The 19276-nt window shown below is 48.0% G+C and carries 22 protein-coding genes; 8 read left to right on the forward strand and 14 right to left on the reverse strand.

The genetic code is table 11. The annotated features are described in order from the left end of the window. Nucleotides 1–2: 2 nt before the first annotated feature. Genes recO through rpoE form a run of 9 tightly spaced genes read right to left on the reverse strand, consistent with a single transcriptional unit; the run spans nt 3 to nt 7664 of the window. A complete protein-coding gene (gene recO / locus AT705_RS05950) occupies nt 3–710 on the reverse strand; it encodes a DNA repair protein RecO (protein ID WP_058795885.1) in 708 nt (235 codons plus the stop codon). Next, a complete protein-coding gene (gene era, locus AT705_RS05955; RefSeq protein WP_049864276.1) occupies nt 711–1613 on the reverse strand; it encodes a GTPase Era in 903 nt (300 codons plus the stop codon). Beyond that, nucleotides 1603–2280: a ribonuclease III gene (gene rnc, locus AT705_RS05960; protein ID WP_049864277.1), complete on the reverse strand. Its 678-nt coding sequence runs from the start codon at nt 2278–2280 to the stop codon at nt 1603–1605. The genes era and rnc overlap by 11 nt, the downstream gene beginning before the upstream one ends. Before the next feature lies 1 nt (nt 2281). Then, nucleotides 2282–3217, reverse strand: coding sequence for a signal peptidase I (gene lepB / locus AT705_RS05965; RefSeq protein WP_058795886.1), 936 nt, complete (start codon nt 3215–3217; stop codon nt 2282–2284). Nucleotides 3218–3228: 11 nt separating this feature from the next. After that, a complete protein-coding gene (lepA, locus tag AT705_RS05970; RefSeq protein ID WP_058795887.1) occupies nt 3229–5016 on the reverse strand; it encodes a translation elongation factor 4 in 1788 nt (595 codons plus the stop codon). Nucleotides 5017–5074: 58 nt separating this feature from the next. After that, entirely contained in the window at nt 5075–5533 is a 459-nt protein-coding gene (locus AT705_RS05975) for a SoxR reducing system RseC family protein (RefSeq protein WP_058795888.1), read from the reverse strand. Next, nucleotides 5530–6483, reverse strand: coding sequence for a MucB/RseB C-terminal domain-containing protein (locus tag AT705_RS05980; protein WP_049864279.1), 954 nt, complete (start codon nt 6481–6483; stop codon nt 5530–5532). The genes AT705_RS05975 and AT705_RS05980 overlap by 4 nt, the downstream gene beginning before the upstream one ends. Continuing rightward, nucleotides 6484–7083: a sigma-E factor negative regulatory protein gene (locus AT705_RS05985; protein WP_058795889.1), complete on the reverse strand. Its 600-nt coding sequence runs from the start codon at nt 7081–7083 to the stop codon at nt 6484–6486. Further along, nucleotides 7080–7664, reverse strand: coding sequence for an RNA polymerase sigma factor RpoE (gene rpoE / locus AT705_RS05990; protein ID WP_046006775.1), 585 nt, complete (start codon nt 7662–7664; stop codon nt 7080–7082). Before rpoE ends, AT705_RS05985 begins: the two co-directional genes overlap by 4 nt. Before the next feature lie 258 nt (nt 7665–7922). On the opposite strand from rpoE, the gene nadB reads away from it, so the two are divergent. After that, nucleotides 7923–9551 (forward strand): L-aspartate oxidase, encoded by a 1629-nt coding sequence (gene nadB, locus AT705_RS05995; RefSeq protein WP_058795890.1) that lies wholly within the window; start codon nt 7923–7925, stop codon nt 9549–9551. Between the two features lie 22 nt (nt 9552–9573). Here nadB and AT705_RS25190 read toward each other — a convergent pair whose 3' ends face one another. Together AT705_RS25190 and AT705_RS06000 are read right to left on the reverse strand one after the other, a co-directional pair. Continuing rightward, complete coding sequence (locus AT705_RS25190) at nt 9574–9903, reverse strand: protein YgfX (protein WP_335339064.1); 330 nt, start codon at nt 9901–9903, stop codon at nt 9574–9576. 61 nt (nt 9904–9964) lie between these two features. After that, complete coding sequence (locus AT705_RS06000) at nt 9965–10216, reverse strand: FAD assembly factor SdhE (RefSeq protein ID WP_010382320.1); 252 nt, start codon at nt 10214–10216, stop codon at nt 9965–9967. 161 nt (nt 10217–10377) lie between these two features. Between AT705_RS06000 and ygfZ the strand changes: the two genes are divergently transcribed. Both ygfZ and AT705_RS06010 read left to right on the forward strand, forming a co-directional pair. Continuing rightward, nucleotides 10378–11295, forward strand: a complete 918-nt coding sequence (gene ygfZ / locus AT705_RS06005; protein ID WP_058795891.1) for a CAF17-like 4Fe-4S cluster assembly/insertion protein YgfZ — start codon at nt 10378–10380, stop codon at nt 11293–11295. Nucleotides 11296–11306: 11 nt separating this feature from the next. Beyond that, nucleotides 11307–11786, forward strand: coding sequence for an FKBP-type peptidyl-prolyl cis-trans isomerase (locus AT705_RS06010; RefSeq protein WP_058795892.1), 480 nt, complete (start codon nt 11307–11309; stop codon nt 11784–11786). 31 nt (nt 11787–11817) lie between these two features. Here the strand turns inward: AT705_RS06010 and AT705_RS06015 are convergent, their stop codons facing one another. Genes AT705_RS06015 through AT705_RS06025 form a run of 3 tightly spaced genes read right to left on the reverse strand, consistent with a single transcriptional unit; the run spans nt 11818 to nt 13430 of the window. Next, nucleotides 11818–12258 carry a hypothetical protein gene (locus AT705_RS06015; RefSeq protein ID WP_058795893.1) on the reverse strand — a complete coding sequence of 147 codons (441 nt, stop codon included), beginning with the start codon at nt 12256–12258 and terminating at the stop codon, nt 11818–11820. A 12-nt stretch (nt 12259–12270) separates the two neighbouring features. Then, on the reverse strand, nt 12271–13098 hold the full coding sequence (locus AT705_RS06020; RefSeq protein WP_058795894.1) for a DUF481 domain-containing protein: 828 nt from the start codon (nt 13096–13098) through the stop codon (nt 12271–12273). A gap of 14 nt (nt 13099–13112) precedes the next feature. Then, nucleotides 13113–13430: a DUF440 family protein gene (locus AT705_RS06025; protein WP_058795895.1), complete on the reverse strand. Its 318-nt coding sequence runs from the start codon at nt 13428–13430 to the stop codon at nt 13113–13115. A 217-nt stretch (nt 13431–13647) separates the two neighbouring features. On the opposite strand from AT705_RS06025, the gene AT705_RS06030 reads away from it, so the two are divergent. The 5 genes from AT705_RS06030 (at nt 13648) to AT705_RS06050 (ending at nt 19104) form a co-directional block, all read left to right on the forward strand. Beyond that, on the forward strand, nt 13648–14442 hold the full coding sequence (locus AT705_RS06030) for a crotonase/enoyl-CoA hydratase family protein (RefSeq protein ID WP_058795896.1): 795 nt from the start codon (nt 13648–13650) through the stop codon (nt 14440–14442). 70 nt (nt 14443–14512) lie between these two features. Then, a complete protein-coding gene (locus tag AT705_RS06035) occupies nt 14513–14869 on the forward strand; it encodes a CidA/LrgA family protein (protein ID WP_167551977.1) in 357 nt (118 codons plus the stop codon). Continuing rightward, entirely contained in the window at nt 14862–15554 is a 693-nt protein-coding gene (locus AT705_RS06040; protein WP_058795898.1) for an LrgB family protein, read from the forward strand. Before AT705_RS06035 ends, AT705_RS06040 begins: the two co-directional genes overlap by 8 nt. Before the next feature lie 72 nt (nt 15555–15626). Next, complete coding sequence (locus AT705_RS06045) at nt 15627–16466, forward strand: mechanosensitive ion channel family protein (RefSeq protein WP_058795899.1); 840 nt, start codon at nt 15627–15629, stop codon at nt 16464–16466. 73 nt (nt 16467–16539) lie between these two features. Then, entirely contained in the window at nt 16540–19104 is a 2565-nt protein-coding gene (locus AT705_RS06050) for an Ig-like domain-containing protein (RefSeq protein WP_058795900.1), read from the forward strand. The last annotated feature ends 172 nt before the right edge of the window (nt 19105–19276 follow it).

Below are 19276 nucleotides of genomic sequence, written 5' to 3' on the forward strand. Positions count from 1 at the left end.
TATTACCTTGGTTGAAATAACTCTCTGCTTTTCAGCGGTTTATGGCCAAGTAATGGCCTGAGTAAATATCTGCTTAAGCCCTTAGCCTGACGCCTGACCTGATCATCAGTAAAGTCATGCTGAGCAATCTGTTGCAACACCCGACCCAAAAAGCCGATGTGCCTGTCATCTGTTCTGATAAACCCCAGCTCTCGGGTATATTGATAGTAGGCAGTCTCAACAATAGCCTCGCCATCAGCATCACAGTCAAATTCAACACCGAACCCCAGTTGCTCGAGTAACTGAAACTCAAAGCTACGCAATGTCAGTTCAAACTGGTGCTTACTTGCACTTTCAACGAGACTATGAAGCTGTAATAAATGCTGATGGTAGAGTGAGAATATCGACTCCAGTGGTTCATTAACCGGAATTACCCGTGCACTGAGTTCGTTGAGGTAGAAACCACAATACAGTACCTGCCCTTTTAAAGCCAAAGGCTGAGTATGTAGCTCAATGTCGTTAAGGTATTTTAAATCGTGACGGCCACTGTAGCGAACCAGCAGCAGGCTGAAGGGTTGTAGATGTGCATTCTGTCTGAGCGCCTGACGCCCTTTAATACGGGCCAGCATCATCAGCTGGCCCACCCCTTCGACCAGCATATTGAGCATCACCTGAGAGTCGCTATGCGGTCGGCGATGCAGCAAATAAGCCTGTCGAAAGTCATTGTTCAATTAGTCTTCCCCGTAGCCAAGACTACGCAGTGCCCTCTCATCATCTGCCCAGCCAGACTTCACTTTTACCCAGCACTCGAGGAATACTTTGTTATCCAGCATTTCTTCCAGGTCACGGCGCGCTTCACGGCCAATGACTTTGAGCTTCTCACCCTTGTTGCCAATCACCATGCGCTTTTGCGACTCACGCTCCACCAAAATAAGCGCGTTGATCTGCCATACGCCATTATCAAGCCATTTAAACTGCTCAATCTCAACCGTGACCGAATACGGCAGTTCATCACCCATAAAGCGCATTAGTTTCTCACGCACAATTTCAGCGGCCAAAAATCGCATTGAGCGATCCGTAACATAATCATCCGGGAAGAAAAACTCGCATGCAGGCAGGTGCTTATGTACTTCCGCTTTAACCATATCGACATTGCGATTTTGCTTAGCCGAAATTGGAATAATGCCCACGAAGTCACCTTGTTCAGATAACCACTGCAGGTGTGGCATCAAAGCTTCACTTTTATCTTTAACCTGATCGCTTTTATTGATCACCACCAAAACCGGTCGGCCGCTGGCTTTAACTTTGCTCAGCACCATTTCATCGTCTTTGGTCCACAAAGTGCCTTCAACAACGAAAATTACGAGTTCAACGTCGCCAATCGAGCTCGACGCCGCTCGGTTCATCAAGCGGTTAATGGCACGCTTTTCTTCGCTATGCAAGCCAGGAGTATCAACATACACCGCCTGATAGTTATCCTCGGTATGGATCCCCATGATGCGATGTCGGGTGGTTTGCGGTTTACGCGAAGTGATACTGACTTTTTGTTCAACCAGCTTGTTTAATAACGTTGATTTACCAACGTTGGGTCGCCCGACAATCGCGACCATGCCACAATGGGTATTAGGAGTCATTCTTTAAAATCTTTAGTGCTTTTTCAGCGGCTTTTTGTTCAGCCTTACGACGAGAGCTGCCTACTGAGATAATACTTTCCATCCCTTCCACAATACATTCAACCGTAAAGGTTTGATTGTGCGCTTGTCCCTTAGTGTCAATTACAGTATAACCGGGTAGCGGTAACTTGCGTGCTTGCAGGTATTCCTGCAACAAAGTTTTCGGATCTTTCTGGTTATGTCCTGGAGAGATTGCCGCCAAACGCGAGTCATACCACTTTAATACCAACGTCTTACAGGTCTCGATGTCTGAATCTAAAAACACCGCGCCAATAATCGCTTCAACTGCATCTGCCAGGGTTGATTCTCGACGATAACCGCCGCTTTTCAACTCACCCGGACCCAATCTGAGGTAATCGCCCAACCCAAACTCAACACCAAACTCTGCCAGCGTCTGACCTCGTACAAGCGTTGAACGCATCCGGCTAAGATCGCCCTCTCGCGCTTTAGGAAACTGCTTATACAGCGCATCTGCAATAACAAAGCTTAAAATCGAATCGCCCAAAAATTCCAGACGTTCGTTATGTTGACCCTTATGGCTACGATGTGTCATAGCCTGCTCAAGCAGGCTTTGATCTGTGAATTCGTAACCGATTTTCTTGTATAATTCTGTGACGTTTTTTTTCATGCTACTGAATATTACCTAGGCGTTCAAACCGAACTCCTGTTGGAACCCAGGAAGGCAAAACACTGTCCTGGCCATTTTCAAAATCAAAACTCATCCAAATAAATACCGCTTTACCAACCAGGTTTTCCTTTGGTACAAATCCCCACATACGGCTGTCCTGACTGTTATTACGGTTATCACCCATCGCAAAATAGCTCCCCTCAGGAACTACCCACTCGTCGCGGCGCGTGCCAGGCTGCTGATAATAGCGCTCGGTTAGCTCTGGCAATTGCGGCGTTACCAATACATCGTGCATCACGTTAGGCAAACTTTCGGTCAAGCGAACCATTTGCATCGCGCCTTGTTTAAACTCGTCGCGATTAACAATGTCCAGATTGATCTTGTTAAACTCACCACACGCTAAGCCATCCCTCTGCTGTTCACCATCATTACACTGAGGCTTAATATATAACTGACGATCACGGTACACGATGCGATCTCCCGGCAAGCCAATGATGCGCTTAATGAAGTCGATGCGCTCATCCAGTGGGAACTTAAATACCGCAATGTCACCTCGCTGAGGATCATCCACATCAACCAATTGACTACGCCAGACCGGATCTTTAATGCCATATGCGTACTTTTGCACCAGGATAAAATCACCATCCAGCAACGTAGGCATCATAGAACCAGACGGGATCTGGAAGGGTTCAAAAATGAACGAGCGAAACACTGTTATCGCCGCAATCATAGGGAAAATAGATTTTGCGCTTTCAGTGATGGCAGGCACTGGTGCTATCTGCTCAATTATTTCTTCATCGAGCGGCTGCTCAGACGCGCCTTGTGCTAATGCGATACGCTCTTTACGCTTTGGCGCATACAACAAGTGATCGATTAGCCAAATCAAGCCCGAACCGAGCGTCAATAACACCAAAAATACTGAAAAATAACCTGCCATAATAATTCCTGTTACTTACCTACTTTAAGAATCGCCAGGAAAGCATCCTGTGGCACTTCAACGTTGCCCAGCTGCTTCATGCGTTTCTTACCTTCTTTTTGCTTTTGCAGTAGTTTCTTCTTACGACTGACATCACCACCGTAACACTTCGCGATGACGTTTTTACGTAACTGTTTCACAGTGGTTCGTGCAATCACATGGTTACCGATTGCAGCCTGAATAGCAATATCAAACATCTGACGCGGGATCAGCTCACGCAGTGCGTCTGCCAACTGGCGTCCACGACCTTGAGAATTCTCGCGGTGTGCAATAATCGCCAGGGCATCAACCCGATCACCGTTGATCAGAATGTCCACACGGACCATGTCCGACGCCTGGAAACGCTTAAAGTTGTAGTCCAGAGAAGCAAACCCTCGGCTAGTCGACTTAAGCTTATCAAAGAAGTCCATGACGACTTCGGCCATTGGCAATTCATAGGTCACTGCAACTTGCTTACCGTGGTAGCTCATTTTTGTCTGTACGCCACGCTTTTCAACACACAGAGTAATAACATTGCCCAGGTATTCCTGCGGTACCAGAATATTCGCTTCTACAATCGGCTCGCGGATTTCGATGATGTCGTTCACCGGCGGTAAGTCTGATGGGTTATCAATCTGGATCACCCCATCTTTTGTTTCTACTTCATATACAACCGTGGGTGCCGTCGTGATGAGGTCCATGTCATATTCACGTTCAAGACGCTCCTGAATGATTTCCATGTGAAGCATGCCAAGGAAGCCACAACGGAAACCAAAGCCCAGTGCTGTTGAGTTTTCAGGCTCGAAGAACAAAGACGCATCATTCAGACTCAGCTTATTCAAAGCATCACGGAAATTTTCATAGTCATCAGACGAAATAGGGAACATACCCGCATAGACCTGAGGTTTAACCCGCTTAAAACCAGGTAAACGTTCCTCCGCTGGTTCCTTAGTCAGGGTAATTGTATCCCCCACCGGAGCACCATGAATGTCTTTAATACCGGCAATCACGAAGCCTACTTCACCCGTTTTCAGGACACCCGTTTCTGTTTGTTTGGGTGTGAAAATACCGACTTTATCAGCAATGTGCGTCTGATCTGTCGACATAATCTTAATCTTGTCACCACGGCGTAACTCACCGTGCTTAATACGTACCAATGACACAACACCCTGGTAAGAGTCAAACCAGGAGTCGATGATCAATGCCTGTAAAGGTTGCTCTGGTTCACCCTCAGGTGGCGGCACGTCGCGCACGATCATTTCCAGTACCTCATCGATACCTATACCGGTTTTCGCACTACACTGCACCGCTTCTAGCGCTTCAATACCGACGATTTCTTCAATCTCTTCAGCAACACGCAATGGATCAGCCTGCGGCAAGTCGATTTTATTCAACACTGGCAGTACTTCTAGGTCCATTTCAATCGCGGTATAACAGTTAGCCAGAGTCTGAGCTTCAACACCCTGACCGGCATCAACAACCAACAAGGCGCCTTCACAGGCAGCCAGCGAACGAGATACTTCGTAACTGAAGTCTACGTGTCCCGGTGTATCGATAAAGTTGAGCTGATACGTCTCGCCGTCATTGGCCTTATAATTTAGCGTTACGCTCTGCGCTTTAATGGTGATCCCACGCTCTCGCTCAAGGTCCATCGAATCCAGCACCTGCTGCTGCATCTCGCGATCTGTTAAGCCGCCGCATACCTGGATTAAGCGGTCCGAAAGGGTCGATTTCCCGTGATCGATGTGGGCAATAATTGAAAAGTTACGGATGTGCTTCATATACTGGATTCTAAACTTCTGTTTTTCACAAATAGAGATTAAACGCCGATTTTACAATTTATTTGGCGCAATCACCATCTATTTGCGTTAGGGGAAGGCTAATTGGATAAATTTTTATCACTTTGATGTCGTGACGCAGTGCTTTTGTGCGCTGTTTTGCGATTTGGAAGCCAACCAGACCGCCCAATACGGCGGCCAGTATTTGCCAGGGCTCAGCCGCCTGCAAAAAAAGATGTGTAATAAACATCGCAGCAAACGCCATTGCCAACGGTAGCAGGTAAACCCATAAAGCATTTTCGACCACTTTGCTGTCATCCAGCCTCAGGGTCATCTTTTGCCCAACCTGAACTGGCTCCTCACAGGCAATGGGTAAAGCTTTCTTGTGACTGCCAAACAGCTTACTAAAAATCTGCGAGCCACATTTACCGTTGCAACCCGCACACGCCGGCTTTTCTTCAGCAACAAGCCAAACGGTACGAGGCTCGACGCGTGACACTGTGAGTGTTTGTTCAATCATAATGGTCGCGTTACCGACTCTGCAATTGCTTTGGCCGTCATAGTAGGGATCTTACCAACCACAGACACATCAAATGCACCTGAGTTGTGAACATAAACCGTGGTTGCGCCAGAACTGAGCGCACCGCTGGCTCTTTGCCCCGATAAAGGTCTTTGTACAAACACAGAAAACTCAACAAGCCCGTCAGAAAACAAAAAGTAATCCGCCAGTTCATTATTTAAATCCAGCTTATGCCGGTCTGATTTGAGCAGTTTAAAACCCTCTGGTAACCAGCCAATACGCCAGTTATTTTGTAGCTTTTGGGTGTTTTCTGTCTCTGCCAGAGAAGCCAGAGGCATTGGGAAATCTTTGCTGCTTAACTCTATCAAAGGCTGTGCAGGTTGCTCCGTCACACTGATGTGAGTAAGTTGTAATTGCTCCAGCACTTCACCTTGCTGTGTAACATACGCAGCTTTAAGCAATAACGCAGACTGAATGTCGATCCACAACCAATAATTGTATTTGTGTTCATCTTTAGAAACCAGACGAACGAGCTGCGCAGCCCGATCGGCGATACGCTCTTTACCACCGAGCACAAAATCGTAGCTATTGGACAGGTTGCCTATCTCGCCAAACAAAATCTCGGGAATAGGACCCGCAATGGCGTCCGTTTCTATAGAATAAGGTTGAGTTTGTGGTTCAAAGTAAGTGACTTTGTTGTCGACCCGCACTACTTCCAGACCAGCACCATTTTGTCGGCTGAGAATTTCCAGTTCGCTGTCATCCACTTTACCATGGAGCCAGCGATAGGGTTCCATACCTTTACCTTTTACCACCACAAATGATGCATCAAAGTTACGCTCCTGAATGGCAGAAGACATATCTGTGAGCAGCTGTTTTGCATTAATGATATCGCTGGCAACAACCTGGGCACTCAGGCCCACTCCCAGTAGTAACGCAAGCCACTTCATCTACTTTTTTTGTTCCTCTTGTTCTTCCTGTGCTTGTTGAGTCAACGCATGTGCCATTCTGGACTGGCGTTGATGCTCCAATACCAGTGCACCAATACGTTGCTGTTGCAACTCTCTTAAACCTTTTTCTGCACTTTCTAGTGCAGGTTCCGACGAGAGGCTCACTGGCGACACAGACCCGGTAACTGGGGTCGATTGTAACACAGGAAAATCACCATTGGCTTGTTCCTGTGGTGCATAATTACTAACACCCAACACAGCGACCAAAGAGACACTTGCAGCGATCGCTACTTGTGCCAGAGGCTTACGCCAATTTGACAACGCAACGACATTGTCTTCCTGACGTACTTTTTGCGGCTCTTGTTGTGGAGCCTGTTCGCCATAAGTAACTTCATCTGCTAGCGCATCAGCCATTCTGGCTGTGATATCTATACAAGGTGCCTGATTTTGCTGGCTACGCATTGCATCACCTATCAGCGCGTAACGGGCAAACTTATCTGCATCGAACTGTGCCTGACTGGCATTATCCAGTGCCTGTTCGGCATCAAAAATACTGGATGTTACTTGCCCGTCTTTGACATTAAAGTTTGATTGCGTCATCTACTATTACCTATGAGTGGGTTAATATTATTGTCAATGGCCTCACGTGCCCGAAAAATCCTCGACCTGACAGTGCCTACCGGACAATCCATCACAACAGCGATTTCTTCATAGCTCATGCCCTCGATCTCGCGTAACGTGATCGCGGTTTTAAGATCATCGGGTAAGGATTCAATGGTTCTGAAAATTACCGCTTTGATCTCATCGCTTAGCAATAAGCTCTCCGGCGATGCATTTGACCGCAATTGCTCTGCACCGTCATAAAACTCTGCTTCCTCAGCATCAACATCATTGGCAGGTGGCTTACGCCCCTGTGCCACCAGATAGTTCTTCGAGCAGTTAACCGCTATTCGGTACAGCCAGGTGTAAAATGCACTGTCGCCCCGAAAATTGGGTAAAGCCCGATATGCCTTAATGAAGGCCTCTTGTGCTACATCGGCCACGTCGCCCGAATTGGATACGTAGCGCGAGATCAATGCTGCAACTTTGTTCTGATATTTGGCAACCAACAAATTGAACGCATTTTTATCTCCTTGCTGAACACGCCGAACTATCTCTAAATCTAAATCCTGCTCGCTCATTCGAGCCGGTACTCCTCTTTGTTATTACTTGTTTTTCACACACATTGTCGCGCATTGTTGCCATCTTTTACAGCTACTCTGACTAAGTGCTGAATAAAAAGTTCTGTTTTTTTGATATTTTTTTTAAAATACCCCGTATTGTCACGTCATAAACGTATTCGGTGTTGGATATGTCAGCTAGCCGCCTTACTGGACTAAGCATAGCAGAATTATCAAAACACGCAGAATAACAGGTTTAATTAGCTAAGACCCACTAACATGAAAGAACAAGTTCAACACCAAACAGATGTCATTATCGTCGGCAGCGGCGCAGCTGGATTAAGTCTGGCCTTATCGCTTGCAAACACATGCCGCGTCACTGTGCTCAGTAAAGGCGAGCTGCGCGAAGGCTCAACTCTATACGCACAAGGTGGCATAGCTGCGGTGTTTGATAAAAAGAATGACAGCATAGAATCACACGTTGATGACACCCTGGCCGCCGGTGCCGGCCTCTGTGACAGAGAAGCGGTGCACTACACAGCCACCAATGCCAAGCAATGCCTCAAGTGGTTGATTGAGCAAGGCGTACCATTTGATATGGAGTTTGACAGTAAAGGGCGGGAACGTTTTCACCTTACCCGAGAAGGGGGGCACAGTCATCGCCGTATACTGCACGCCGCCGATGCCACTGGCAAAGCAGTGCAATCAACTTTGATTGAGCGTGTCCAGGAGCATCCTAATATTCTGCTACTGGAACAATACAACGCCATCGACTTAATCACCCAGGGCACCTCAGGCCACAAGGTCGTTCATGGCTTGTACGTCTATAACCGTCGTGCTAACCGGGTCGAAACGGTCACTGCCAAATTTGTTGCCCTGGCAACAGGTGGCGCGAGTAAAGTGTATCTTTATACCTCTAACCCGGATGTGTCCAGTGGGGATGGTATCGCTATGGCGTGGCGTGCCGGCTGTCGTGTAGCAAACATGGAATTCAATCAGTTTCACCCAACCAGCTTGTACCATCCTGAGCTTCAGAATTTTCTGATCACCGAAGCCATGCGTGGCGAAGGCGCTTTGCTGAGACGCCCGGATGGGACCCGCTTTATGCCCGATTTTGATGATCGGGAAGAGTTAGCACCCCGCGATGTTGTCGCCCGTGCTATCGACTACGAGATGAAACGTCTGGGCGCCAATTGTGTCTATCTGGATATTTCTCATAAAGACAAAGACTTCATCATCGAACATTTCCCGACTATCTATGCCAAATGTCTGAGTGTCGGCCTGGATATCACCAAAGAGCCGATCCCGGTCGTCCCGGCGGCACATTATACCTGTGGTGGCGTCATGACAGACTTTAACGGTCTGACCGACATCAGTAATTTATACGCCATAGGCGAAGTGGCCTATACCGGACTTCACGGTGCCAACCGCATGGCAAGTAATTCGCTGCTTGAGTGTATTGTATTTGCCCATGCCGCGGCTAAGGACATCCTCGCTAAGATAGACACTCAGCCGCTCCCGCCGGAGTTACCTGAATGGGACGAAAGCCAGGTCAATGATTCCGACGAAGAAGTCGTGATCACCCACAACTGGCATGAGCTCAGATTATTTATGTGGGACTATGTCGGCATTGTACGCTCAACCAAGCGACTGGAGCGGGCACTTCGTCGGGTTGAATTATTGCAACAGGAAATTCAGGAATACTACTCTCACTTCAGGGTAAGTAATAACCTGCTCGAGCTGCGCAACCTGGTACAGGTGGCTGAGCTGATCATTCGCAGTGCGCTGGCCAGAAAAGAGAGCCGAGGATTGCACTATACGCTGGACTTTCCGAACAGTGCTGAAACTACAGAGCCGACAGTGCTCAGCTCAGACGCGCCAAAATGCCAGTCTGACGGCACTTTATAACGGTAGATAGCCTGGAAAACCCTTATACCATCAAAAATACCTGGCGGCATAATTGTCGCCAGTATTCTTCTTGCATAGCGTGACGCATGATCCCGATATGTCGGGTTCCTTTGTCTGTCTGAACAGTCAGCAACAGCGAACAATGGAAGTATAGACGTACAGACTTGAGTTGCCCCTGCCAACGATGCTGCCCGGCAGACACAATGAGTGTGCCTTGCTCTGGTAACACCCCCAATTGCCCCGACAGTATGAAATAGTGTTTCATCTTATGTCTGGCAAAGTAGTATCCCAAAAAACACGTTGCCAGGTGCCACCACCAAAGTGTTGGCGTCACGATGAACAACGCTGACATCAGGCAACAAAAAAAGACCACAATAATTTTGTGGTCAGGTGTATTTTGCTGGAAATAAAAACTAAGCGCGGACCCGGTCAAGAACAAACTTTACCATAGTATCCAGCTCAGGATATGGACAAGCTTCATGGCCCATAAACCAGGCAAATAAATCGGGGTCTTCTACTTCCAGTAAACGTTGAAACACCAACTTATCTTGCTCAGATAACTGGTCGTACGCTTCATCAACGAAAGGCTCCAGCAAAATATCCAACTCCAGCATGCCACGGCGACATGCCCATTTTGTACGAGCCTTTGAATACAACTCAGCCATAATTTCCACATACCCTTAAATTTTATTGTGTCACCATGATTATAACGTATCCTGCGGTGCGCGTTAACTGTGTGAAGAAACAATAATCGCGCCCTTCGCGCCTATCTCAGGCGCAAGATTTGCGGTAATATTAGGTAAATTCTTTAACAAGGATCAATAAGATGGCACAAGCAAATGCATATCCTCTTAGTTTACAATTGATCTCTGTAAGCGGCGCCGATAAGTTAAGTTACCTGCATGGCCAGGTCACCCAGGATCTTAATCTGCTAACGGATGATAACTTCCTTTGGGCCGGGCATTGCAGCCCGAAAGGTAAATTGTGGGCGACCCTCAGGCTCAGTAAATTAAACGATGCCTATCTGCTGCTCGGGTCTCAGGCCGAGACCGACGCTTCCTGTCGGGAGCTCAAAAAATATGGTGTATTCGCCAAGGTTGAGATTGAAATAACGCATCATCAGGTGCTTGGCATACTGACAGATGATCTGGCCCAAACGTGCGACCTGTTAGGGCTTAGCTTTTCTCGAGATGCCAACGCCTGTACATTTGGTGATAATAACAAAGCACTGAAATTAGATGCCCAGCGCCTTTTACTCATTGTCGAGCATGGCTACACACTACCGCAAAATGTTGCGCTTCACACTGACCCAACATCGTTTGACAGGGCCACAATCCTGGCTGGAGAGCCACAACTTGGTGAAGCCAGTGTCGATGAATACGTGCCTCAAATGGTAAACCTACAGGCGCTGGGTGCGATCAGCTTCAAGAAAGGCTGCTATACTGGTCAGGAGACGGTGGCCCGGATGCGTTATTTGGGTAAAAATAAACGTGCGCTGTATATCTTAAAAGGCCAGGCCAGCACGCATCCTCAGGAGTCTGAGCTTGAAGTCCAACTGGAAGGCGACAACTGGCGCCGGGCAGGTAAAGTGATCCACCAGGCCTACGACAGCGCCAATCAGAACTATTATGCACTGGCCGTGATGGCCAACGATTTGACTGACTCAGCAGTTTTGCGTTGCAAAACGCACCCGGAAGTTGAGCTGACAATTCAGCCACTCCCCTACTCTTTAGAAGACAATTAAGCGGAAAGATTATGAAGATTGCCCCGAATACCGTTGTAAAAATGCACTACGCTGTGTTGGACAATGATGACAACAGCATAGACAACACCTTTGATGATGAACCGCTTGAGTTTATCGTGGGTACGGGTTATTTAATTTCAGGCCTGGAAGAGGCGCTGATGAGCAAGCAGGCCGGAGACAAGCTCAGTGTGTCTGTTGAGCCACAAAATGGCTATGGCGAGCGCCACGATAACTTAATGCAGGCTGTGCCTAAAAGCATGTTTGAGGACATGGAAGTAGAGGTTGGTATGCAGTTTCGTGCTACCACAGACGAAGGTGAACAAACGGTGATAGTAATTGGCATAGAAGGCGACGAAGTCATTGTTGATGGCAACCATCCACTTGCCGGTATCACATTAAACTTTGATGTGGAGATACTGGATGTGCGCGAAGCAACAGCGGAAGAACTAGCGCATGGTCACGTCCACAGCGAAGGCGGGTGTGCTCACTAGCTCTCACCTACCCATATACTTAAAAAAGCGCCTATTTGGCGCTTTTTTTGATCTCCTCAAGCGCTGCAAGCACGCCTTCCTGGTCGTTAGTACCAATGCGGTACTGTGAGCCATCCTCAAGCACAAACTCAATGGCTTTAAAGCCATGTGCCGCATATACCCAGCCATCATGAGTGATCTTGACACCAATGCCATGGCGAAACGAGTTTGTCACGGCTGAGAACGACTGTAACTCTGTTATCTTAACCGATTTCTTCAGTATGCCTGGGCCAAACCACCAGCTCACTGTTTGCTGGGCTTTATCTACCTGCACAGTGAGTCCGTAGAACAAGTAACCTATCAGCACCAAAATACCAATGAAACCATACAGTAGTGCATTATGACCTAATAAATAAATTGCCATGGCAACAAAAGTGGCAAACCAGCCTAAAAACGCCCAAATTATCCAAGACCACTGCGTCTTTTTATACATGCACTTACTACCTTAATTAAAACTATAAACGAGCGTCACACCTATTTCGCTATCTACTTTTTCTTTGCCTTCTTCAGGCTGGGAGTGATAACGATAGGTATAGGCCACTTTCATAGAAACACCGCCCATGACCTGACTGATCAAAGCTGTTTCTGAAAAAATACGTGCCCCCAGACCCGACACGGATCTTTCATAACTGATATCCTGATTAAAACGCGTGCGCTTAGAAACGGTGCGCTCCCACTGTAATGCAGCACGCAACAGGTGACCACGCTCAACCCTTTCCTGCTCAGGCTCTAACTCGGTCTCATCGTCTCGCCTGTACATAGACAAACCCGGACCAATATCTAAATCAACGGTATTTTTGCGCCCTTCAAAGACACGCTTACCATAACCAATAACAAAAGTGGTGGTGTATTCACGCCCATTAAACTTATCCAGCTCATAGTCGCCATACAGAAACAAGGACGTATTCTTCTGCCCTATTTTATAGTTACCTTGGGCTGAAATGAAGTAACGGGACGCGGTTTCGTCTTCAATGTTTGTGTCCGGGTCAACCTCGCGACGATACGCCCCATCAAACTTAAACTGGTTACGCCAGTATTTAAAATCCTGATAGAGATTACTCTTGAGCTTAAACGCGGTATTACTGGTATTACCCCGATTGAGCAAAGCACCAAATTCAACGTCGCCGTATAAAAACTCTCCTTCATGAAGCGCATGGATCTCTTCTTCCGATAACTCTCCATACTCATGGAAATCTTCAAACGGATCAACGGCCAAAGCCTGCGTACTGACTAGCACCCCTGCGCAGGCAAGGAAAAAAGTGGCGTATTTCACAGCGCTGATTTCTCTTACTGCTTCCAAACAATGTGGCAAAAAGGCGCATCCAGGTCGCGACTGATCAGAATTTTGGCATAAATGACATCGCCTTGGGCTACCTCCAGGCCAACACTCACCTGAATGAAGTGCTCAGCTTCAGCTTCCTGATCATAGGCAACCAACGTATGCCAGCTGTCGTCAGGGACACTGTCTTCAATAAAGCCAAACTCTTCACTCTGGCTGTCGAACAACTCAACGTCTTCAGCTGTCAGGTTATCACCAGCCAGCTCAAGGAAAATATCATAGGCTTGTTGCGTTGCTTCTTCGATAGAACTTAAACGTGCAGACATTACATCACCTCGTCTGTCAAAATTGAGGGGTATAGTAGCAAATTGCAAATTTACAAGGCTACGGCTTTTAGTTAGTTTTAACAAAAATGTCGCTCAAATGCATGAAAACAGTAAATTGACCTACTCACGGTACCACCCTCAACGGTGGCATATTTAAAGTAAATACTCTATGCTGGCTCGACAAGAATAATGAAGATGAACAGCAAAAGGGCAAGATATGGTCCAGTTAGAGACAATTGATGACATCGCCTGGGTGACCCTCTCCCGGCCTGAAAAGCAAAATGCGTTATCCTTTGAGATGTTCAGGCAGCTGGATAACATTATTCACACGCTCAAACGTAACCATCAGTTACGCGCTGTTGTGATCCAGGGTCAGGGCGCGCATTTTTGCGCTGGTCTGGATGTCGGTGCGGTCATGAAAAAACCCCGCAATATCTTCTCACTGCTGGGGAAGTGGCTGCCAGGTAATGCAAACCTGGTACAGCGCGTTGCGCTGGGCTGGCGTGCTCTGCCCGTGCCTGTTTTCGCATTAGTCCGTGGTAATTGCCTGGGTGGGGGTTTACACATCGCACTGGGGGCAGACTATCGCATTGTATCACCCGATGCTCAATTCGCCATTATGGAAGCGCGCTGGGGACTGTGTCCGGATATGAGTACCAGCATCATGTTGCCAGGTATTGTGCGTCATGATCAAGCGCTCTGGCTGGCCTCCAATCCACAACGTATCGATGCCCATAAAGCCTGTGAGCTGGGACTCATTACGCAAATCAGCGACGATCCGCTGGACACGATAAAACAACGGCTCGCTCAACTCGCACACATCTCGCCCGATGCGCTGGCTGCTATTAAACATCTTTACAATCGCGCTTATCATCCGCCTCGACGTAAGCTATTGTGGCAGGAAACCTGGTACCAGATTAAGTTATTACTGTCGAAGAATACCCGCATTGCGATGCACAATGGCCGTCAAACGGAACAAGCCAAGCCCTATCGCCCAAGAGGCAAATGGTAATAAGGTCGCATTGTGCGCCACGCAGATTGTATCCAGAATAACCCAAGGCTTAATCACGAACGTGTCTATTATGATGACTGCTCTTAGATTTATTGCATCCCTGGCTATTCTGATTGGGTGCCTCTGGGCTGCCAAACTCATCACAGCAACCTTTGCTCTGAACTTGCCTGCACCTTTGCTGGGGCTGTTAATCCTATTTGGGCTGTTGCAATCAGGCTTATTAAAGAGTAAATACTTACTCCCCGCCTGCAACCCTATTTTAAAATATATGGCACTGTTTTTTATACCAGCAGGCGTTGGCTTGATAAACTACATGGCAATATTTAGCCAATATGCCTGGCTGCTGGCAAGCGTGCTCATCCTGGTACCCGCACTAGGCCTATTTCTAACGGGTAAACTGGCAAGTCAGGGCAGGTTCCATGATTAATATACTAGTGGGCTGCGCATTCACGCTGGTCTTATTTGCCATCATGCGACGCATCAATCATCGCTGGCGCTCCCCTATACTCAACCCCGTGTTGCTCTGCATTGTGCTGGTCAGTGCCATTCTGCTGTTCGGTGACATTGATTATATTGACTACCGCAATGCGACTACACCAATCAGTTTCTTTCTTGAAATAGCCGTGGTTGCCCTCGCTTTGCCGTTATATCAACAACTCCATGCGATACGACCTTATTTGATGCTTATTGGCCTCAGCAGCTTCTTGGGGATCTCCTGTGCAACAATCACGGCCTTTATGCTCTGTCATTGGTTTAGTGCACCTGAGCCCCTCATGGCGTCGTTAATGGCTTTGTCAGTCACCACACCTATTACCTTGATCGTGACAGACACACTAAGCGGTCTGCCTGGTATTGCCGCCATTATGGTGATCCTGATTGGTGTGCTGGGCGGCGTGTTTGGCTTATCACTGCTCACTTTAGCTGGCGTGACACAACCTCAGGCCAAAGGCATCGCACTGGGTGTGGCCTGCCACGCAATCGGCACAGCCGCAGCGATGGAACATCACCCTGCCGCCGGTGCGTTTGCCTCCGCAGCAATGATAGTCAGCGCCGTGCTCACAGCGAGCTGGGTGCCAGTGCTTTTTACACTGTTACAGGGCATAATCAGCTAAACTAAAAGAAACCCCAATGTGATCAACCGATAAGCATTCACAAATATCATAACGGCAAGGCAGGAGCACAGCATGATAGAACAAGAAATTGCACAAATTGAACACTACTACGTGCTGATCCGGGACTACCTGGTTACCTACAGTATGAAATTAATTGGTGCCCTGGTGATCCTACTGCTCGGGCTATGGCTGGCTAAGAAGCTGGCTAAAGCCACCGAGCGCCTGATGCTCAGACACAACATTGATGTGACACTGACAAACTTCATCAGCAATGTAGTCAAAGTGCTGCTCATTATTATGTTCACTATCATTGCGCTGGGCAAAATAGGGATCAGTGTGACTCCGTTTGTAGCCGCCATAGGTGCGGCCTCACTGGGGGCTGGCCTGGCAGTTCAGGGCATGTTATCTAATTACGGCTCTGGATTAGCCATCATTGCGACCCGACCGTTTGTGGTGGGCGATACAATCGCTGTTAAAGGCGTGTGTGGTCAGGTAAAAAGCATTGAGCTGGGTCATACCATTTTGGTCAATGAGGAAAAAGTCGAAATCACGATCCCCAATAAGCATATCATTGGTGAAATTATGCAAAACTCCTTCGCTCACTCGCTGGTGAAAGGAGAAATTGGCATCGCTTACAGCGCCAACGCCGAGCAAGCAATTGCGATTATAGATGGTATTTTGGCGGACCATGAAGCGGTCGCAGACACCCCGCAAGCTCAGGTTGGCATTGAAGCATTTGGCGACAGTGCCGTACTAATAAGCTACCGTTTCTGGGTGCCGACTACTCAAATCATCGAACATAAACTGGCTATCAACGGAGCCATATATTCCGCAATCCAGACCGCCAACATAGAAATCCCATTTCCACAGCGAGTTGTCACAATCAAAGAGAAGCCTACGTCCGCAGATTGATCCTGGTTGTTTTTCACTCTATGCTGTCAATGTTTTGTCTACAAAACATACAACATGTAAAACGGAGTGATCTATGAACACAAGAAAGTTAATGAAGATATGCTGTGCCGCAGGCCTGCAAATGATTGCAGTACACAGCTGGGCCCAGGGCGATACAACCAACTATGACTGTAGTGCCCTCGCCGAATGGTCCAGTTCAACGGTGTACCGCAAAGGGGATCAAGTGCGTGCTCAGGCTCAAGCTTATGAAGCAAAATGGTTCAATCAAAATGAACTGCCTGCGAATAATTCAGATACCTTTGACGTATGGCGACAACTTGGCCAGTGCATAAGCGGCAACGCCCCGGTGGTTACCTTGGTAAGTCCTTCAGATGGTGCTGTGCTGAACAAAAATGACAGCGCTGTTTTTGCTGCAAATGCCAGTGATCAGGATGGCGATCTCGCCCAGGTTGAGTTTTTTGTCAACGACATCAGCATTGGTATACTCAGCCAGCCTCCTTATCAGCTTACCTGGTCTGCACAGCTGGGCATGCACACAGTGAGCGCAGTGGCAGTAGACGCCAAAGGAAATCTCAGTACACCTGCAACAGCTGGTATTACGGTGCGAGATGACAACGGCAATGTCCCACCTGCTCTCACCATTGACACACCGACAAACAACCAAGCATTTAAAGTTGGCGATACCGTTAGCCTTGCTGTGCAGGCCACTGACACCGATGGCCAGGTTGTGCAGGTCGAAATGTGGCGAGATGCTCAGCGTCTTACAACGCTCAGTACCCCGCCTTTTCGCCATGATTTTGTGACCGTGAGCCCCGGCAACAAACAGCTCAGAGTCATTGCACAAGACGATAAAGGCGCCACCGCTGAAGCCAGTGTGACCATTCAGGTGAGTGCAGCAAGCTCAGGTGGCTGCGCAGGTCTAAGCACTTATCGAGCTGGTCAAAGCTATCAAAGTGGTGAGCTGGTGGCACACAATAATCGCAAATACCGCTGCGACATCGCTGGCTGGTGTAGTTCCAGTGCTGCGTGGGCCTATGAGCCCGGCACAGGTCAACACTGGCAGGACGCCTGGAGCGATTTGGGGATCTGTGCAATCGCGCCCGAAATTAGCTTTACTCAGCCTAATGATAATGCCAGTTTACTACGCAACCAGCCGACCCAGATAGCCGTCAGTGCCTCAGATACAGACGGGACCATCTCGCAGTTAGAGTTATTTGCTGATCAAACCTTACTTGGCAGTACCGCACAAAATACACTGACTGTTGAGTGGACTCCAACCAACACCGGGCCGGTTATACTCAGTGCCGTTGCAACCGATAACGAGAGCAACCAGAGCCAACAAACTATCCAGGTTACGGTTACAGCTCAGTCACTGGTCGTTGATTTAACCTCCCCGACTTCGGGTACTAAATATGTATTGGGTAATACGATTTCTATCAAAGCCAATGCTCAGGCGCTCGGCGGTCAAATCTCGATGGTCGATTTTTATGCCAATGGGGTAAAAGTTGGCAGCGATACTCAGGCTCCCTATGAGTTTAGCTATGCGCCAGCGACAGTTGGCCAACACAGTATCTATGCAACCGCGACCAGCACGTCGGGAGATACGGCGAGCAGCCCGGCCGCTACAGTCACAGTCATTGCGCCGCCGGTTGGCAAAACCCATAAACTCATAGGCTACTGGCATAACTTTGTTAATCCGGCTGGCTGCCCTATTCCATTGGATCAGATCTCCGATGCCTGGGACATCATTGACATTGCCTTTGCAGAAAACGACCGTTCCTCTAATGGTACGGTTCATTTCAAGCCTTTTGAAAAGGACATCCGCTCTAACTGCCCACCCATTGACCCCGCTAAATTCAAAACCGATATGCAGGCATTACAGGCCCAGGGCAAAATTTTTGTGCTCAGCCTGGGTGGCGCTGAAGGCACCATTACGCTAAACACAGATGCTGACGAAGCGAATTTTGTCAGTAGCCTCACTGCCATTATTCAGGAGTGGGGATTTGATGGCCTGGATATTGACCTTGAAAGTGGCTCAAACCTGTTACACGGATCCCAGATACAAGCTCGTTTACCCAGGGCAATTAAACAGATAGAGCAGAATATGGGCGGAAACATGGTCTTAACTATGGCACCTGAGCACCCTTATGTACATGGAGGTATGATTGCCTACTCAGGCATCTGGGGCGCATACATTCCATTGATCAACGAACTCAGAGACACGCTGGATTTACTGCATGTGCAGCTCTACAACAATGGTGGACTGCCCAATCCATACGAGCCAGGCAGTGCCCCTGAGGGTTCAGTTAACATGATGGTCGCCCACGCAAAAATGCTAATTGAGGGCTTTGATCTTGCCGATGGCAGTCGCTTTATGCCACTGAGAGATGATCAGGTTGCCATTGGGCTACCCTCAGGTCCGCAATCGGCCAACTCAGGCCAGGCACCTATTGCCAATATCATTGCGGCACTGGACTGTCTAACCAAAGGGACGCAATGCGGCACGATTACGCCCAGCCAGCCTTATCCCGCTTTTGGCGGTGTTATGACGTGGTCAATTAACTGGGACAAGTTTGATGGTTACAACTTCTCTGTGCCTGTAGGCAATAAGCTCACAGAAATGAATCAGGGACTTTAACGCTTCCTCAACAAGATAAAGGGGAAAAATCACCCCTTTATCTTGTCACGCAAAAGCACCAGAAACTTAATGATAATGACAATTGATATCACTTGCATGTTAGTGTTAGATTATTGTTTACTAATTAGATACGTATTAGTAAAACTCTCGACGTTATTTAAACCTCAGAAGG

Source organism: Pseudoalteromonas rubra, assembly GCF_001482385.1.
GTDB lineage: Bacteria > Pseudomonadota > Gammaproteobacteria > Enterobacterales > Alteromonadaceae > Pseudoalteromonas > Pseudoalteromonas ardens.

Excerpts from the sequence above, each read along its gene's own strand:
- AT705_RS06045 (WP_058795899.1), top strand. The coding sequence starts at position 15,627 with ATGATAGAACAAGAAATTGCACAAATTGAACACTACTACGTGCTGATC.
- AT705_RS06050 (WP_058795900.1), top strand. The coding sequence starts at position 16,540 with ATGAACACAAGAAAGTTAATGAAGATATGCTGTGCCGCAGGCCTGCAA.
- lepB (WP_058795886.1), bottom strand. The coding sequence starts at position 3,217 with ATGGCAGGTTATTTTTCAGTATTTTTGGTGTTATTGACGCTCGGTTCG.
- era (WP_049864276.1), bottom strand. The coding sequence starts at position 1,613 with ATGACTCCTAATACCCATTGTGGCATGGTCGCGATTGTCGGGCGACCC.
- AT705_RS05985 (WP_058795889.1), bottom strand. The coding sequence starts at position 7,083 with ATGACGCAATCAAACTTTAATGTCAAAGACGGGCAAGTAACATCCAGT.
- rpoE (WP_046006775.1), bottom strand. The coding sequence starts at position 7,664 with ATGAGCGAGCAGGATTTAGATTTAGAGATAGTTCGGCGTGTTCAGCAA.
- lepA (WP_058795887.1), bottom strand. The coding sequence starts at position 5,016 with ATGAAGCACATCCGTAACTTTTCAATTATTGCCCACATCGATCACGGG.
- AT705_RS06000 (WP_010382320.1), bottom strand. The coding sequence starts at position 10,216 with ATGGCTGAGTTGTATTCAAAGGCTCGTACAAAATGGGCATGTCGCCGT.
- AT705_RS05980 (WP_049864279.1), bottom strand. The coding sequence starts at position 6,483 with ATGAAGTGGCTTGCGTTACTACTGGGAGTGGGCCTGAGTGCCCAGGTT.
- AT705_RS05975 (WP_058795888.1), bottom strand. The coding sequence starts at position 5,533 with ATGATTGAACAAACACTCACAGTGTCACGCGTCGAGCCTCGTACCGTT.
- rnc (WP_049864277.1), bottom strand. The coding sequence starts at position 2,280 with ATGAAAAAAAACGTCACAGAATTATACAAGAAAATCGGTTACGAATTC.
- ygfZ (WP_058795891.1), top strand. The coding sequence starts at position 10,378 with ATGGCACAAGCAAATGCATATCCTCTTAGTTTACAATTGATCTCTGTA.
- AT705_RS06035 (WP_167551977.1), top strand. The coding sequence starts at position 14,513 with ATGATGACTGCTCTTAGATTTATTGCATCCCTGGCTATTCTGATTGGG.
- nadB (WP_058795890.1), top strand. The coding sequence starts at position 7,923 with ATGAAAGAACAAGTTCAACACCAAACAGATGTCATTATCGTCGGCAGC.
- AT705_RS06025 (WP_058795895.1), bottom strand. The coding sequence starts at position 13,430 with ATGTCTGCACGTTTAAGTTCTATCGAAGAAGCAACGCAACAAGCCTAT.
- AT705_RS06010 (WP_058795892.1), top strand. The coding sequence starts at position 11,307 with ATGAAGATTGCCCCGAATACCGTTGTAAAAATGCACTACGCTGTGTTG.
- AT705_RS06030 (WP_058795896.1), top strand. The coding sequence starts at position 13,648 with ATGGTCCAGTTAGAGACAATTGATGACATCGCCTGGGTGACCCTCTCC.
- AT705_RS25190 (WP_335339064.1), bottom strand. The coding sequence starts at position 9,903 with ATGTCAGCGTTGTTCATCGTGACGCCAACACTTTGGTGGTGGCACCTG.
- AT705_RS06015 (WP_058795893.1), bottom strand. The coding sequence starts at position 12,258 with ATGTATAAAAAGACGCAGTGGTCTTGGATAATTTGGGCGTTTTTAGGC.
- AT705_RS06040 (WP_058795898.1), top strand. The coding sequence starts at position 14,862 with ATGATTAATATACTAGTGGGCTGCGCATTCACGCTGGTCTTATTTGCC.